13 protein-coding genes are annotated in these 14,091 nt (G+C 68.1%); 10 read left to right on the top strand and 3 right to left on the bottom strand.

All coding sequences use genetic code 11. The annotated features are described in order from the left end of the window. Positions 1–39 precede the first annotated feature (39 nt). Genes AC04MD_RS16315 through AC04MD_RS16325 form a run of 3 tightly spaced genes read left to right on the top strand, consistent with a single transcriptional unit; the run spans position 40 to position 2,802 of the window. A complete protein-coding gene (locus AC04MD_RS16315) occupies positions 40–1,227 on the top strand; it encodes a phospholipase A (protein ID WP_475498326.1) in 1,188 nt (395 codons plus the stop codon). After that, the gene (gene arsC / locus AC04MD_RS16320) at positions 1,227–1,646 is read left to right on the top strand and encodes an arsenate reductase (glutaredoxin) (RefSeq protein ID WP_475498327.1); all 420 of its coding nucleotides are present in this window, start codon (positions 1,227–1,229) and stop codon (positions 1,644–1,646) included. Before AC04MD_RS16315 ends, arsC begins: the two co-directional genes overlap by 1 nt. A gap of 46 nt (positions 1,647–1,692) precedes the next feature. Beyond that, positions 1,693–2,802, top strand: a complete 1,110-nt coding sequence (locus tag AC04MD_RS16325) for a sterol desaturase family protein (protein WP_475498328.1) — start codon at positions 1,693–1,695, stop codon at positions 2,800–2,802. Between the two features lie 173 nt (positions 2,803–2,975). Here AC04MD_RS16325 and AC04MD_RS16330 read toward each other — a convergent pair whose 3' ends face one another. Then, positions 2,976–3,611: a glutathione S-transferase family protein gene (locus AC04MD_RS16330; protein ID WP_475498329.1), complete on the bottom strand. Its 636-nt coding sequence runs from the start codon at positions 3,609–3,611 to the stop codon at positions 2,976–2,978. Positions 3,612–3,761: 150 nt separating this feature from the next. Next, on the bottom strand, positions 3,762–5,279 hold the full coding sequence (locus AC04MD_RS16335; protein ID WP_475498330.1) for a fumarate hydratase: 1,518 nt from the start codon (positions 5,277–5,279) through the stop codon (positions 3,762–3,764). A gap of 114 nt (positions 5,280–5,393) precedes the next feature. Here AC04MD_RS16335 and AC04MD_RS16340 point away from each other — a divergent pair, with 114 nt between their 5' ends. From AC04MD_RS16340 to AC04MD_RS16360, 5 genes are all read left to right on the top strand, one after another. Next, a complete protein-coding gene (locus AC04MD_RS16340) occupies positions 5,394–6,281 on the top strand; it encodes an RNA polymerase sigma-70 factor (RefSeq protein ID WP_475498331.1) in 888 nt (295 codons plus the stop codon). A gap of 43 nt (positions 6,282–6,324) precedes the next feature. Then, a complete protein-coding gene (locus AC04MD_RS16345) occupies positions 6,325–6,765 on the top strand; it encodes a carboxymuconolactone decarboxylase family protein (RefSeq protein WP_475498547.1) in 441 nt (146 codons plus the stop codon). A 43-nt stretch (positions 6,766–6,808) separates the two neighbouring features. Then, the gene (locus AC04MD_RS16350; RefSeq protein ID WP_475498332.1) at positions 6,809–7,453 is read left to right on the top strand and encodes a trimeric intracellular cation channel family protein; all 645 of its coding nucleotides are present in this window, start codon (positions 6,809–6,811) and stop codon (positions 7,451–7,453) included. A 99-nt stretch (positions 7,454–7,552) separates the two neighbouring features. Continuing rightward, complete coding sequence (locus AC04MD_RS16355) at positions 7,553–8,638, top strand: sensor histidine kinase (RefSeq protein WP_475498333.1); 1,086 nt, start codon at positions 7,553–7,555, stop codon at positions 8,636–8,638. Positions 8,639–8,641: 3 nt separating this feature from the next. Continuing rightward, positions 8,642–9,478 (top strand): LytR/AlgR family response regulator transcription factor, encoded by an 837-nt coding sequence (locus tag AC04MD_RS16360; protein ID WP_475498334.1) that lies wholly within the window; start codon positions 8,642–8,644, stop codon positions 9,476–9,478. Between the two features lie 193 nt (positions 9,479–9,671). Here the strand turns inward: AC04MD_RS16360 and AC04MD_RS16365 are convergent, their stop codons facing one another. Continuing rightward, positions 9,672–9,812 (bottom strand): hypothetical protein, encoded by a 141-nt coding sequence (locus AC04MD_RS16365; protein WP_475498335.1) that lies wholly within the window; start codon positions 9,810–9,812, stop codon positions 9,672–9,674. Between AC04MD_RS16365 and AC04MD_RS16370 the strand changes: the two genes are divergently transcribed. Next, positions 9,802–12,894 carry an efflux RND transporter permease subunit gene (locus tag AC04MD_RS16370; RefSeq protein ID WP_475498336.1) on the top strand — a complete coding sequence of 1,031 codons (3,093 nt, stop codon included), beginning with the start codon at positions 9,802–9,804 and terminating at the stop codon, positions 12,892–12,894. The genes AC04MD_RS16365 and AC04MD_RS16370 overlap by 11 nt on opposite strands. A gap of 21 nt (positions 12,895–12,915) precedes the next feature. Continuing rightward, complete coding sequence (locus AC04MD_RS16375; RefSeq protein ID WP_475498337.1) at positions 12,916–14,016, top strand: efflux RND transporter periplasmic adaptor subunit; 1,101 nt, start codon at positions 12,916–12,918, stop codon at positions 14,014–14,016. The last annotated feature ends 75 nt before the right edge of the window (positions 14,017–14,091 follow it).

Consider the following 14,091-nt stretch of genomic DNA (forward strand, 5'->3'; position numbering starts at 1 on the left):
GCTGGCAGAATGTCGCCTTCCCCCTGTTCGAGCCCACGCATGATGCACCGCAACCGACTGCTGCCCCTGGTCATCGGCATCACCGTGTCCTTCGCCTGCCAGGCACAGGACAGCCCGCCGGCCACGACCTCCGCGGAAGCGTGCTTCCTGCTGGAAAACGATGCCGCCCGCCTCGCCTGCTACGACGACGCCCTCGGTCGCACCGCTGCCGACACCCGCCGCGCGGACGAGAACGCGCTGGCCGCGAAGGAAGCCGAGGCCCAGGCGCGCGCGAAAGCCCGCGCCGAGGCCCGTGCCGCCGCCGAGGAGGCCAAGGCCGCCGACCTGCCGTTGAGCGAGCGGACGCGGCGGCGCCTGGGCGCCTGGTTCCGCGTCGACGAGGCCGCGGAAGCCGACCTGATCGCCAATGCCGGCCGCGGGTCGCTGCTCGACAGCCGCTGGGAACTGGCAAAGGACTCCAAGCTGGGCGTGTTCCAGCTGCGCGCCTACAAGCCGATGTACCTGCTCCCGGCATTCTGGACCAGCCAGGTCAACGACACCCCGTCGTCCCCCAATCCCGACAACACGGTCACCGAGCCGCAGGACCTGCAGGACATCGAGGCCAAGTTCCAGCTGAGCTTCAAGACCAAGTTCGCCGAGAACGTGTTCGGCGACAACGGCGATATCTGGGGTGCCTATACACAGAGCTCGCGCTGGCAGGTCTACAACGGCGAGGAATCGCGGCCGTTCCGCGAGACCAACTACGAGCCGGAAGTGATGCTGGTGTTCCGCAACAACTACAGCATCGCGGGCTGGAAGGGCCGCATGACCGGCATCGCGCTCAACCACCAGTCGAACGGCCGCAGCGATCCGCTGTCGCGCAGCTGGAACCGCGTCATCGCCACCGTCGGCCTCGACCGCGAGAACTGGGCGCTGGTCCTGCGCCCGTGGTACCGCGTGCCGGACGGCAACGACGACGACAACCCCGACATCGAGAACTACATCGGCCGCGGCGATGCGATGCTGACCTATGCGCGCAATGGCCACGTGTTCACCGTGCTGGGCCGGCATTCGCTGCGCGGTGGTGACGAATCGCACGGCGCACTGCAGGTGGACTACGGCTTTCCGATCAACCGCGCCTTCCGCGGGCACGTGCAGGTCTTCCATGGCTATGGCGAAAGCCTGATCGACTACAACCACAAGGCCACCTACGTGGGTCTGGGCATCTCGCTGCTGGACTGGTACTGATGGACGACGTGACGATCTACCACAACCCCGCCTGCGGCACCTCGCGCAACACGCTGGGCCTGATCCGCAACGCCGGCATCGAGCCGACGATCATTGCCTATCTGGAGACGCCACCCGACCGTGCGACGCTGTTGTCGCTGATCGCGGCGATGGGAAAGCCTGTGCGTGAGGTCGTGCGTGCGAAGGAGCCTGTCCATGCCGAACTCGGATTGGCCGATGCGGATGACGAGACCCTGATCGACGCGATGCTGGCGCATCCGGTGCTGATCAACCGGCCGATCGTGGTCACCGCACTGGGGACCAAACTCTGCCGGCCCTCCGAACTCGTGCTAGATGTCCTGCCGCAACCGCAGCGCGGCGCCTTCAGCAAGGAAGACGGCGAGCCGGTCGTCGATGCGGCCGGAAATCGCATCGCCTGACGTAAGATCCCACGCAGGCACCCGTACCGCCTGCCAGGGAAGCTTCATGTCACGCCAACGCCGTTCGTTCTTCGCCTACTCCGCCGCCCTGCTCGGCCTGCTCAGCCTGATGGCCGTGGCCTGCTTCCACTTCCCGGAACTGCTGACCAGCAAGGAGTTCCGTGCGGCGTACAACGAACAGTTCGCCCGCCACCTGCTGCTGGTGGGTCTGGCGGCGGCCTTCGCCATGGGCACCTGGGCGATCCTGCGCGATCGCAACAAGCGCATCGCCATGATCGGCGTCGGCAGCGCGACGCTGGCCGTGCTGCTGGGTGGCACCAACGTGCAGTTCGATGCGATCGGCAAGACGCCGTATTCGCTGGGCCTGGACTGGTTCGTCATCTCGCTGTTCTTCTCCGCGCTGGTGTTCGTGCCGCTGGAGCACTACCTGGGCAAGCGCCGCATCTCACCGCTGCGTCCGGGCTGGCGCACGGACGTGACGTATTTCTTCATGAGCCACATGCTGGTGCAGTTCATCCTGATCCTGGTGACGGCATCGACGTCGACGATCGCCGGGCTGGCCGCGTTTCCCGCACTCGAGAACGCCATCCAGTCGCTGCCGGTGTGGGCACAGTTCCTGATCGCGGTGTTCGTGGCCGACCTGGCGCAGGCGCTGCTGCATCGCGCGTACCACAACATCCCGTGGCTCTGGCGCTTCCATGCCGTGCACCACTCCAGCCGCGAGATGGACTGGCTGGCGGGTTCGCGCATCCATATCGTCGAGATCGTGCTGACGCGCAGCGCCGTGCTGCTGCCGCTGCTGATCCTAGGCTTCTCGACGCCGGCGGTGAATGCCTACGTGATCCTGGTCGGTCTGCAGGCGGTACTCGCGCACGCCAATCTGGGCATTCGTTTCGGCTGGCTGGAATACCTGCTGGTGCTGCCGCGCTACCACCACTGGCACCACGCACGGCACAAGGACTACCTGGACGTGAACTACGCCATCCACCTGCCGCTGGTGGACATGCTGATGGGCACGTTCAAGCTGCCGCCGAAGCAGGAAGACTGGCCGGAGGAGTACGGCGTGATGAAGCTGGAGACGGTGCCGCGCGGCATCCTGCGCCAGCACCTGATGCCGTTCCAGGGCGGGAAGAAGTTCGAGGAGTACGTGGACTGAGTGTCGCTGGTGCCTGTTGTAGGAGCGACATCAGTCGCGACCGCACGCCGAGGCACACAAGAACATCGCTCCAAGCGACGTCTATCAGATGGATTCTGATCGCGATCGTAGATTCGAGGCACCGAAGGTTCGCGGTCGCGACTGACGTCGCTCCTACAGTCGAGCTGTGCCGATCACGTCCAGTCCGTCAGCCCCTCGCGGGCATAGACTTCCTTGAAACTCGGCAGCGCCTTCATGCGCTGCGCGTAGGCCTGCAGCACCGGCCAGGTGTCGGTCGGCGTCGGCATGTTGCGCGACCAGCGCATCAGCATGGTCAGCAGGAAGTCGGCCGCGCTGCGCTGCGCGCCCAGCAGGTACGGGCCGTGGGCATCGAGGTGGTCGGCGACCTGTCCCCAGGCCTTCTCCAGCTTCGCCCGTGCGTGTTGCTGGGTGGCCTCAACATTGGCCTCGCCGGCGATCTCGTCCGAGTAGAACCAGGCGCGGTACGCCGGCATCAGCGTGTTGGCGCAGAACAGCATCCAGCGGTAGTACTGCGCCCGCTGCGTACTCGCTACGGCCGGCGCCAGCTCCGCGCGCGGATGCGTGTCGGCGAGATGCATCAGGATTGCCGCCGTCTCGGTGATCACCTGCCCGTCCATCACCAGCGTGGGCACTACGCCAGCCGGGTTGAGTTTCAGGTAGTCGTCGGATTTCTGGTCGCACTTGTCGAAGTCCAGCTCGTGCAGTTCATGCGGTATGCCGAGCTCGATCAGCAACCAGTGCACGACCAGACTGGCGGTACTGCGGGAGTAGTAGAGCGTGGTGGACATGTAGGGACCTCTGAAATTTGAGCCCCTCTCCCTGCGGGAGAGGGGCTGGGGTGAGGGGCGATGCAAGTCCGGATGGCTCAGGCATTCCGACTCCGCTCGCCCCTCATCCGCCCTTCGGGCACCTTCTCCCGAAGGGAGAAGGGAACCGCGCTATGCCACTACCACCGGAATCTTGCCGATCCGTGCCTGCCATTCCTTAGGCCCGGTCTGGTGCACCGAGGTGCCCTGCGAATCGACGGCGACGGTCACCGGCATGTCCTGCACGGTGAACTCGTAGATCGCTTCCATGCCCAGGTCGGCGAAACCGACGACCTTCGCCGCCTTGATCGCCTTCGACACCAGGTAGGCCGCGCCACCGACCGCCATCAGGTAGGCCGACTGGTGCTTGCGGATCGCCTCGATGGCGGCCGGGCCACGCTCGGCCTTGCCGACCATGCCCAGCAGGCCGGTCTGCGCCAGCACCTGCTCGGTGAACTTGTCCATGCGGGTGGCGGTGGTCGGGCCGGCCGGCCCAACGACCTCATCGCGCACCGGATCGACCGGGCCGACGTAGTAGATGAAGCGACCCTTCAGATCGACCGGCAGCGGCTCGCCCTTGTTGAGCATGTCGACCATGCGCTTGTGCGCGGCGTCGCGACCGGTCAGCAGCTTGCCGTTGAGCAGCAGCACCTCGCCCGGCTTCCAGCTGGCGACGTCGGCCGGGGTCAGCGTGTCGAGGTCGACCCGGCGGCCCTTTGACGCGTCGTAGGTCAGCTCCGGCCAGTCTTCCAGCGAGGGCGGGTCCAGCATCACCGGACCGCTGCCGTCGAGGGTGAAGTGCGCGTGGCGGGTGGCGGCGCAGTTCGGGATCATCGCCACCGGCAGGTTGGCCGCATGGGTCGGATAGTCCTTGACCTTGATGTCGAGCACGGTGGTCAGGCCACCCAGGCCCTGCGCGCCGATGCCGAGCGCGTTGACCTTCTCGTACAGCTCCAGCCGCAGTTCTTCCGCACGGTTGCTGGCGCCACGGGCCTGCAAGTCGGTGATGTCGATCGGCTCCATCAGCGATTCCTTGGCCAGCAGCATCGCCTTCTCGGCGGTGCCACCGATGCCGATGCCGAGCATGCCCGGCGGGCACCAGCCGGCGCCCATCGTCGGCACGGTCTTCAGCACCCAGTCGACGATGGAATCGGAGGGATTGAGCATCGCGAACTTCGACTTCGCTTCCGACCCACCGCCCTTCGCCGCAACGATCACATCGACGGTATTGCCCGGCACGACCTTCACGTTGACCACGCCCGGCGTGTTGTCCTTCGTGTTGGTGCGCTTGCCGGCCGGGTCGGCCAGCACGCTGGCGCGCAGCTTGTTGTCGGGGTGTTGGTAGGCGCGGCGAACGCCCTCGTGGACCATGTCCTCCACGCCCATCGTGGCGTCGTCCCAGCGCACGTCCATGCCGATCTCGAGGAAGACGGTGACGATGCCGGTGTCCTGGCAGATCGGGCGATGGCCTTCGGCGCACATGCGCGAGTTGATCAGGATCTGGGCGATGGCGTCCTTGGCCGCCGGGGATTCCTCGCGCTCGTAGGCGGCGGCGAGGTTCTTGATGTAGTCGACCGGGTGGTAGTAGCTGATGTACTGCAGGCCGTCGGCGATGGACTGGATGAGGTCTTCTTGCTTGATCGAGGTCATGGGACGTAAAGCCGGGGGCTGCCGGTGGGGTAGCGGGCGGAAGCGCCCATTTTAGGCCAAAGTGACTCCCGGCCCGGCTGTCACGCCACGCCGTCCTGCCCCGTCTTTGGTCGCATGAACGCCGAAACCACCTTCGAAACCCACCGTCCCCGCCTGTTCGGGCTCTCCTACCGCCTGCTCGGCAGCCGCAGCGATGCCGAGGACGTGGTCCAGGACACCTGGCTGCGCTGGCAGCAGACCGACCGCAGCGGCATCCGCGATGCCGAGGCCTGGCTGGTCACCGCCGCCACCCGCCTGGGCATCGACCGCCTGCGCGCCGCGCGCCTGCAACGCGAGCGCTATACCGGGCCGTGGCTGCCCGAACCGGCCGAGATCGACGAATCCCCCACCCCCGAGCACTCGGCCGAGGTCGCCGAGCAGGTGTCGCTGGCCTTCCTGGCGGTGCTGGAACGCCTCGGCCCGGAAGAACGCGCCGCCTTCCTGCTGAAGGAGGCCTTCGACTACGACTACGCGCAGATCGCGCCGCTGCTGGGACAGAGCGAGGCGAACTGCCGGCAGATGGTCCACCGCGCCCGCGAACGCGTGCAGGCGGGGCGACCGCGCTTCGACGTGGCGCCGGAAAACCACCGCCGCCTGCTGGAACGCTTCATGGACGCCGCGCGCCGGGGCGACCAGCCCGCGATTACCGCGCTGCTGCGCGAGGACGCGCAACTGGTCTCCGACGGCGGCGGCAAGGCGCAAGCCGTCACCCGTCCGCTGCTGGGCGCAGTGCGTATCGCGCGCCTGTTCTGGGCAGCGTATCGGCGGCAGGACCCGGACATCACCTGGCGCATGGGCAGGGTCAATGGCGAACCGGCGATCCTGCGCTACCGCGATGGCAAGCTGGCGGCCGTGATGGTGGCGGTGAGCGACGGCGACCGGATCATCGAGCTGTACACAGTCATCAATCCCGACAAGCTGGGGGCAAGTGTCACGGCCGCCGACACTGGCGCGTCCTGGTAGTGAAGGTGGCCACGGCGGCCACCACTGAGGCACTGCCATGAGCATGAAATTCCATCGCGTCGACTATCCGAAGTACGTTCCCGAGGCCTTCCGCGGCCTGTATGCCACCAGCACCGCCGTGCACAACGGCGTGCTGGGGAAGGAATTCCTCGAACTCGTCTTCCTGCGCGTGTCGCAGATCAACGGCTGCGCCTACTGCATGGACATGCACAGCAGCGCACTGGTCAAGGCCGGGGTGGAGTCGCGCAAGCTGCACACGCTGGCCGGCTGGCGCGACAGCCGCTTCTTCGACGCGCGCGAGGGCGCAGCGCTGGCGTGGGCGGAACAGCTGACCACCCTGCCCTCCGGTGCACCGGCCGACAGCACGTACGAGGCGCTGAAAGAACACTTCGACGAACACGGCATCGCCGAGCTCACCATGGCCATCGCCACCATCAATGCATGGAACCGCCTCGGCGTGGGTATGCAGCCGATCCTGGCCTGAGCGAACGCTCGCAGGCCCGCCATGCCGGCGGCACAATGCCGGCATGGATACCCTCGTCCTCATCCTCGACCTGATCGGCACCTTCGTGTTCGCGCTCAGCGGCGCCACGCTGGGCGTGCGCCGCCGCCTCGACCTCTTCGGCGTGCTGGTGCTGTCCTTCATCGCCGCCACCGCTGGCGGCATCACCCGCGACCTGCTGATCGGCGCCACCCCGCCCGCGGCGATCAGCGACTGGCGCTACCCGGTCACCTCGCTGGCGGCCGGCATCGTGACGTTCTTCCGGGCACCACTGATCGAAAAGCTGCACCATCCCGTGCGCATGTTCGACGCGATGGGACTGGCGCTGTTCGCCGTGGCAGGCACGCAAAAGGCACTGGAGTACGGCGTCTCGCCGCCGATGGCCGCAGGCATGGGCATGCTGACCGGCATCGGCGGCGGCATCGCCCGCGACCTGCTGCTCGCCCAGGTGCCGCTGGTCCTGCGCGCCGAGCTGTACGCGGTCGCCGCGCTGGCCGGTGCGCTGGTGGTGGCGCTGGGCCACTGGCTGTCGCTGCCTGCGCTGCCCTGCGCGCTGGTCGGCGCCGGGCTGTGTTTCGGCCTGCGGATGATGGCGGTCACCTACGGTTGGCACCTGCCGATCGCCCTGCAGTCCGGTGGCGACGGCGAACCGCCCGGACCGTTGACGTGACCGGCGGATGCGCCCAAGCGTGCCGCGGGGCCGACCAACCGTGAGGGCGGCCAGCGGCCGGGGCGGTAGCATGGCGGCACCTGCGTCCCGATCGACACCATGGCCATCGCCACCTCCCATCCGCTGAGCCTGTCGCGCCAGCACGTCTTCTGGCTGCTGCACCTGACCGGCTGGGGCGCCTACGTCGCGCAGGGCTGCCTGTACGCGGTCGCCCACGGCAAGCCGTCCGGCTACTGGGTCGTGCCGGCCACCGCCGCGACCATGGGCGCGCTGGTCACGCTGGGCCTGCGCTACGTGTTGAAAAGCTGCTGGAGCCTGCCGCCGCGACGCCTGCTGGTGCTGATGGTGCCGCTGATCCTGGCCAGTTCGGCCGCCATCGATTTCGTCACCCGCGAGGTGCTGGTCGACTTCTGCGAAACCTGCAAGCCGACCACGCAGCTGGAATTCATCGCCTACTCGCTGGGCTACATCTACGTGCTGCTGGCCTGGGTCGGCGCCTACATGGGCATCAAGTACTACCAGCAGCTGCAGGACGAAACCGCGCGCGCACTCGCCGCCCGCAGCATGGCCCACCAGGCGCAGCTGAAGATGCTGCGCTACCAGCTGAATCCGCACTTCCTGTTCAACACGCTCAATGCCATCTCCACCCTGATCCTGGACCGCGACAACGCCACCGCCAACCGCATGGTGCAGGGCCTGTCCTCGTTCCTGCGCCATTCGCTGGACAACGACCCGATGCAGCGCGTCACGCTGCGGCAGGAACTGGACGCGCTGACGCTGTACCTGGACATCGAGAAGATCCGCTTCGCCGAGCGCCTGCGCATCGAGACCGCCATCGACGAGGACTGCTGGCGCGCCCTGCTGCCCAGCCTGCTGCTGCAGCCGCTGGTGGAGAACGCCATCAAGTACGCGGTCGCCAAGCAGGTCACCGGCGGCCTGCTGCGCATCGCCGCCGAACGCGACGGCGACCAGCTGGTGCTGCGGGTGACCGACGACGGCCCCGGTTGCAGCGCCCTCGAAGGCGACCAGTTGCCGCCGGGCAAGGGCGTGGGCCTGCGCAATACGCGCGAACGCCTGCATGTGCTGTACGGCGAGGCCAGCGGCTTTTCCGTGCGCAACCTCGAACGCGGCATCGAAGTGACGCTGCGGCTGCCGTTCGAGACCTCGCAGATGCTGGGGGACTGACGCATGGATGCCAGCGCCTCCGCGCCACTGCGCGCCATTATCGTCGACGACGAGCCACTCGCACGACGCGGACTCGAAATCCGCCTGGCCGCCCATCCTGACGTCGAGATCGTGGGCCATTACGGCGACGGCGAATCCGCCATCGCCGGCCTGCGCGAGCATCGCCCGGACCTGATGTTCCTCGACGTGCAGATGCCGGGCATGGACGGCTTCCAGACCCTGCGCACGATCCCCGCCAGCGAAATGCCTCTGGTGGTCTTCGTCACCGCCTACGACCACTACGCCATCCGCGCCTTCGAGGCCTCGGCGACGGACTACCTGCTCAAACCGGTGGAAGAGTCCCGCCTCGCCCAGGCATTGGTCCGCGTACGCCAGGCGCGTGCGCAACGCGAGGCCAGTGGCCACTGCGCGCACCTGCTCGGCCTGCTGGGCGAACTCAGCGGCCGTCCACCGCTGGACCTGGACGAAGCGCTCAAGCCCGATGCGCTCGACCAGCTGCGGCGCGAAGAGAAACTCGCCGTGCGCGACGGCGGCCGCACCGTGCGCGTGGACCTGCACAGCATCCGCTGGATCGACGCGGCCGGCGACTACATGTGCATCCACACCGACGGCGAAGCCCCGAACGGCAACACCCTGATCCTGCGCGCGACCATGCGCGACCTGGAAAAGCAGCTTGACCCGCAGCGCTTCCCGCGCATCCACCGCTCCACCATCGTCAACGCGCGCCGCGTCGTCGAGATGCGCCCGCACACCAACGGCGAAAGCTTCCTGCTGCTCGACTGCGGCCAGGAACTGAAGCTGTCGCGCAGCCACCGCGACAAACTGGCGATGCTGCTGTAGGAGCTTGCCTTTCTGTAGGAGCGACGTAAGTCGCGACCTTGCACTCAGAATCCCGTCAAGCCAGGCATCGTGCGAGGCGCCAATGTCGGCAGGCAGTTGCATGCTCACTGCGACACGTGTCATGACGTTCAACTCGAGCGGTCGCGACTTACGTCGCTCCTACAACAGCATTCGACGCGCGTAACGCAGATTCTCAATACTCGGTTCGTCGTAGCGTCTTCACCGCTCGCCGCAATCCGGCGCAGCGCATGACTTCCGGGCCATCAGCGCCATAGAAGACGCGCGCATCGTGCGCACCGCCGACCACCACGCGGACCTGCACGATGAAACTCACCGACGCTTCCCTGCGCAATCCGGCCGCCGTCGCGGTGGTCGTGGCGATGGTCTGCGCGTTCGGCCTGATGAGCCTGGGCAAGCTGCCGCTACAGCTGTTCCCCGATATCGAACGTCCGCAGATGTCCATCCAGACGTCCTGGCGCGCCGCGTCGCCGCAGGAGATGGAATCGGAGATCGTCGAGCCCATCGAGGCGGTGATGCAGGGCCTGCCGGGGCTGGAGGAGATCGCCTCCAACGTCAATGCCGGCAACAGCTTCATCAACCTGACCTTCGCCGTCGGCAGCGACATGGACGCGATGCTGGTGGAAGTGCTGTCGCGGATGAACCGCCTGCAGCCGCTGCCGCGCGATGCCACACCACCGGTCGTGCAGGCCGGCGCCGACAACGCCAACAACTCGCTGACGTTCTTCTTCATCCAGAAGCTGCCGGGTACGAACGGCGACATCCTCGACTACCGGCAACTGATCGAGGATCGCATCGTGCCGCGCCTGACCTCGGTCGACGGCGTGGCCGGCGTGGAGATCAACGGCGGTGCCGAGGACGAACTGACCATCACCCTGGACCTGGAACGCGCGGCGGCGCTCGGCATCCAGGTGCCGGATGTCGCCGCGGTCGCGGCGCGCGCCACCGATGTTTCCGGCGGCGTGGTCGAAGCCGGCCGCCGCGAGTACGTACTGCGCTTCGCCGGGCGCTATTCGCCGGAGGCGATGGGTGACCTGATCCTCGCGTGGCGCGACGGGCGCCCGGTGCGCCTGGGCGACGTCGCCGCAGTGGAAGTGAAGCGGCCCGAGCAGCGCTTCTTCGCCTACCAGAACGGCAACCCGGCGATCGGCCTGCGCATCCTGCGCGAGAGCGGCGCCAACGTGCTGGATACGCTGGACGAAGTAAAGCGTGTGGTCGCCGAGGTGCGAGAGGAGGAACTGAAGCCGCTGGGCCTGGACATCGCGCAGAGTTTCGACGCCTCGGTCTTCATCAACCGCGCGCTCGGCCTGCTGTCCGGCAGCCTGACCGCTGGCGTGCTGCTGGCCATCGGCTGCCTGTGGTGGTTCCTGCGCGACGTGCGCGCCACGGCGCTGATCGCCTGCGCGATTCCCATCTCACTGCTGGCCACCTTCATCGTGCTGCAGCTGACCGGCCGCAGTCTCAATGTCATCTCGCTGGCCGGCCTCGCCTTCGCCGTCGGCATGGTGATGGATGCCGCGGTGGTGGTCGCGGAGAACATCGTGCGCCTGCGCGAGGAAGGCATGCCCGCCGGCCGCGCCGCACTGGAAGGCACGCGCCAGGTCGGCGGCGCGCTGGTTGCGTCCACGCTGACCACGGTCGCGGTGTTCCTGCCGGTGATCTTCATGGACGACGTGGAAGGCCAGCTGTTCGCCGACCTTGCACTGACCATCTCGATCGCCGTAGGGATTTCGCTGCTGGTCGCCGTCACCGTGTTGCCCGCCGCGGCCGGCACCTGGCTGCGCACCCGCCCCGGCGACGCCGCGCAGCATCGCGTGTGGTCGCGCATCAGCGACTGGGCGCTGCGCACCACCGAGGGCCGCAAGCGCCAATGGGCCTGGGTCGGCGCGCTGGTACTGGCGCCCGCCCTGCTGGCCGCGTTGCTGATGCCGCAGATCGACTACCTGCCGCCGGTGAAGCGCGCCGCCGTCGATGCCTTCTTCAATTTCCCACCCGGCATGAGCCCGGAACGTGTCAACCGCGAGATCGGCCCGGTCATCCTGGAGCGCATGCGGCCCTACATGGACGGCGAGAAGGGCCCGCAGCTCAGCAACTGGTACCTCAACCTGTGGCCCGGTGGCGGCTCGCTGGGTGCGCGCGTCGTCGATCCGGACGACATCGACGAACTGGAACGCATCGTCCGCGACGAGATCGTCGTCGGCTTCCCGGACACCCGCGCCTTCGCCAGCGAGGGCGAGCTGTTCGGCAGCTTCGGCGGCTCGGCCCGCGCCATCGCCATCCACCTGCAGCATGGCGACGGCGATGCGCTGACGCGCGCGGCGGAAGCCGGACGCAAGCTGCTGTCCGACCGCTTCGCCGGCGCCAACGTGCAGGCATGGCCGAACGCAGACGCCGGCACGCCGGAGTTGCGCATCAACCCGGACGACCGTCGCCTCGCCGAAGTCGGCTGGCGCCGGCCGGAACTCGGCACGGTGGTGCGTGCGCTCGGCGACGGCCAATGGCTGGGCGAATACTTCGACGGCGACCGCCGCCTCGCCATCATCCTGCGCAGCAACCGTGGCGACGATGTCGAACGCCTTGCCGCCGCACCTCTCGCGACGCCACAGGGCGGCGTCTTGAGCCTGGCCGACCTGGCGCGGGTCGACACCGTGCTGGCGCCGAATCAGCTGCGGCGCATCGACCGTCGCCGCACGGTGACGCTGACCGTCGATCCGCCGGCGACGATGTCGCTGGAAGAGGCGCTGGACATCGTCAACGACGAGATCGTGCCGTCATTGCGCGGTGCGCTGCCGCCCGATGCGGCCATCCGCATTTCCGGCAGTGCCGACCGGCTGGGCGAAGTGGTGCGCAGCATGGGCACAAACTTCGCCCTGGCGCTGGTGGTGCTGTTCATGCTGATGGCGGCGATGTTCAAGTCGCTGCGCGACAGCGCCTTCGTCATGGCCACGCTGCCGATGGCGGTGCTGGGCGGTGTCGCCGGCCTGCGCGTACTGGACGTGGCGGCCGGCCAGACGCTGGATCTGCTGTCGATGATCGGCTTCATCATGCTGCTGGGCATGGTGATCAACAACGCCATCCTGCTGGTCGCACAGGCACGCGAAGCGCAGGCCGCCGGCGCCTCGCTGGACGATGCATTGAAGCAGGCGCTGGACCAGCGGCTGCGCCCGATCCTGATCGCCGCGCTCACCGGCGTGCTCGGCGCGCTGCCGATGGCGATCAATCCCGGCCCCGGCGCGGTGATCTACCGCGGCCTGGCCGCGGTGTCCGTCGGCGGCGTCGCCTTGAGCCTGCTGTTCACCGTCGTGCTGGTGCCGGCGCTGCTGCGCCTGGCCGGCGAACGCGCACTACGTCGCGCGGACGACAGCGCCGATGCCTCCCTTCCCCACGCCGTTTCCTGACCCCTGCTCCGGAGAATCCCCATGCGTCCCCTGCCCAAACTGCTGCTCGCCACCGCGCTGGCCGGCGTCCTCGCCCTCCCCCTGGTGAAATGGGACGCCGATGCCAGCGCACCTTCCGACACAGCGGACGCGCCGCCCGTCATCGTCAGCGTGGCGCCTGCGGTCAGCGCCGCCTTCGCACCGCGCCACTGGTCGCCGGGCAGCGTCATCAGCCGGCGCGATGCGCGCGTGGCCGGCGAGCAGGACGGTCGGGTCGTCGAGGTGGCGGAAGTCGGCCAGCGCGTGCGCAAGGGCCAGGCATTGGCCGTGCTCGACGACACCGCGCTGCGCCTGCGCGAACAGGAAGGCCAGGCGGACCTTGCGCGCATCCAGGCGCAGCTGGCGCTGGCCAACCGGCAGGAACAACGCTACGCGCAGCTCGCCGCGCAGCAGAACATCGCACGCGCGCAGTACGAGCAGCTGCGCGCCGACCGCGATGTGCTGGCGCAGGAACGTGCGCGCGTGCTGGCTCAACTCGCGCAGACGCGCCACCAGCGCACGCAAATGGTGATCCGCGCGCCGTTCGACGGCATCGTCGCCGAACGGCTCACCCAGCTCGGCGAGTACCTCGTCACGGGCGGCTCGGTCGCGCGCCTGGTGGACACGGGCGCGCAGGAGGTCCGCGTGCGCGCGCCGGTCGATCTTGCACGGCACCTGGCGTCCGGCACCGAGGTGCGCGTGCGCAGCGCCGGCGAGGAACGCACTTATCCCGTCAGCGCGCTGGTACCGGTCGGCGACGAGGCCTCTCGCCAGTTGGAACTGCGCATCGCCGTGCAGGGCCTGGACATTCCGGTCGGTACCGCGGTGGACGTCGGCCTGCCCAGCGCGGAGACGCGCACCGTGGTGGCCGTGCCACGCGACGCAGTGATCCTGCGCCGCGAAGGCGACTTCGTCATGCGCGTGGATACCGCCGGCAAGGCCGAACGCGTGCCGGTGAAGACCGGCGCGGAAGTGGATGGCCTGGTCGAGGTCACCGGCACCGTCAGCGCCGGCGACCGCCTGATCGTGCGAGGCGGCGAGCGCGTCGAGCCCGGCCAGGTGCTCGACATCCAGCCACTGGGACCCGCAATGGCCATGCACTGACGCCTGCGTGCCGGCGATGCCATGCCGACGGGCGCGGACGTCCATGACCCTGCGCGTTCACTGACGGCAACGCCG

It is taken from the genome of Pseudoxanthomonas sp. LjRoot206 (assembly GCF_056175725.1).